The organism is Armatimonas sp. (assembly GCF_031410135.1).
GTDB lineage: Bacteria > Armatimonadota > Armatimonadia > Armatimonadales > Armatimonadaceae > Armatimonas.
This window is the reverse complement of sequence record NZ_JANNYP010000301.1, coordinates 1-1,743: the sequence shown is the minus strand read 5'-3', so window position 1 is coordinate 1,743 and position 1,743 is coordinate 1. Positions and strand designations below refer to the sequence as shown.

Below are 1,743 nucleotides of genomic sequence, written 5' to 3'. Positions count from 1 at the left end.
GTTCTCTTTAAGCTCCTTGACAACTGCGCCTTCATCATCGCCATAGCCAATGGCCACTGATCTCAGGTCGCCACCTAGGTTAATCAGGGTCTGATACGGGACAAAGAAAATCACGTCGGAGTCTAGGTGCAAGTACTGCTGGAACCCGCTGGAGCTGTCGGTCTTGCCTTGCTTTTGGAGCTGCTGCATCTGCACAAAGTCAACCGGGGTGAGCGGCTCCTGATCGTGATCCATGATCTGCTTGAACTTGTCCTGATCCAGAATCCCAATGACGCTGTAGTCCTGGCCGGAGAAGCTTACCTTTGCGGACGCATTGGTAACATCGGCATCTGAGATCCGCAGGTTATCGGCGATCTTGCGTGGCAGGATCATCACGAGGGTATCACCAGGCGCAAACCAGCGTCCGGCGGCGAGTGCCTCATCCGCATGAGTCACCTTGGCCTCGTTGGGAGAGAGTCCCACACCGCCTTTCGCACCAAATTCCCGGTCGGCACGCTTGAGCGTTAGAAACGTCTGCTCACCAGGCTGCGTTCCTAAGAACCAGCCGCGCGGGGCGACTTGCCGCGTGTTCCCAAACTCATCGTCGAGCAGGCGATAGGCCACTTGCTGGAGCGCATTCCAGTTCGGATCACGCAAGAGAATTCCATTGTAGAGTGGCTTACCGGGCGCGGGCACCTGGTTGAAGCGCAGCTCCTGCACAATAGACGTAAACGCGAGCACCGTAAACGTCAGTAACACCAGAGTCGCACACGTCAGTGCGGTTCGCGTGGCGCGGCGGCGCATGTTCGCCACACCAAGCGCAAACGCAGCAACCGCAATCGAGCCTTTGCCTGCATCGAGCGAGTGGGTGCCCTGGGTCTCTTTGGACTGCTGCTTGAGCTGCTGCTCAAATTTCTGCCAGACCAGCACTGTCACGAGAACCGAGAGGGACATCATGATGAAGGCCAGCAGGATAATTCCGGCGTTGAGCGTGATCCGAAACGCAGGGTGGATCGCGGCGAAGATGCCAAAGATCACTAGGAATATCACAAAAACCGCCCCGAGCTGACGCTTGAGATCCGAGTAGCCAAAGAGCAGCCTCTCCAGGAAATAGGCGAAGGGAATCATCAGCGCGAGATAAAAAATCACGCCATTGACCACATCCTGCTGGGTCTTGGTGACATCGGGGTAGGCACGGCTCTCGTAGCCCCAAGCAGCGCGTGCGTAGGTATCGAAGCGCTGGTAGTCTTTGGCCGCCAGTGCCGCTTCGGCCTTCGCAATAAACTCCTTGGCGTTGTCGTGGAGGCTCTCAATGCCTTTATTGCGTATATTGTTTTTTACTAGGCGCTGGATTCGGAAGTCATCGAGCTTCCACATGTCCTGGGCGACGCGCAAAGCTGTGTGGGTAATGGCTGAGGAGCGTGACGACTCTACCGCATCTTGGCCCTGGCCCGCCCCCATGACATAGCCCTCGCCCTCCGGGTTTCGGTCGGTGGAGTTGATCAGCAAGAATCGTGTGGCGGCGGGGCCGCTGCCCATGATGATCTTGAACTGACGTAGCTTGTTCGTCGCTGCGTTTCTGTCTTTGCCAGAGCTGAACTCATCACCACGCCGGGCAAAGACGACCGCTGTATCCTCGACATAGCTAACGCCGGGCTCCGGCTTGGCCAAAGAGTAGCCAAACTGGCGCGGCTCGCCATTCGAGACGCCATCGTAGATCGTCATCGTGGAGAGCGTGCGAAGAGCCTGCTGGTCCACTAAGTC

The 1,743-nt window shown here is 57.3% G+C and carries 1 pseudogene; it reads right to left on the bottom strand.

From position 1 onward, the window contains the following. A pseudogene (locus RMO15_RS10965) lies at positions 1-1,743 on the bottom strand (hypothetical protein); the annotation flags it as partial.